Genomic DNA, 367 nt, shown 5'->3' with positions numbered 1-367 from the left:
CCTCGAGCGTGTCGTTGCCGATCGTGCCCAGCTGGCGCCCGTTGAAGCGGTACCAGAGCTGGTGCGGATCGCCGAGATTGGGATTGCTGTCGGCCTCGACCCGGCTGAGCGCCTGGCCGTAAGCATCGAGCGTGAAGGCGACGCTGCGCGGCCGGCCGTCGGCGATCGTCGCGCTCGCCACCTGCCCCGAGGCGGTGAGCCCGAAGTTGGTATTGTAGGTCGTCGAATTGTTCATGTCGGGGCGATATTGGATCGAGGACTGCACCGCCCCGTCGAACCAGCTGTAACCATAAGTGGTCCGGGTATCGGGCACCGCCGAATCCGATCCCCCCTGCCAGGTATCGGCATCGATCGTCACCACCGCACC

Annotated in this window: 1 protein-coding gene; it reads right to left on the bottom strand. The window is 65.7% G+C overall.

What is annotated here, in order from left to right; translation table 11 throughout:
• Window positions 1-367 (bottom strand): hypothetical protein (locus ASE13_RS19065; RefSeq protein ID WP_162254719.1); only part of this gene is annotated, 367 nt, incomplete at both ends.

The sequence above is a fragment of the Sphingomonas sp. Root241 genome, from assembly GCF_001428865.1.
GTDB lineage: Bacteria > Pseudomonadota > Alphaproteobacteria > Sphingomonadales > Sphingomonadaceae > Sphingomonas.
This window is presented reverse-complemented; position numbering and strand designations above follow the sequence as displayed.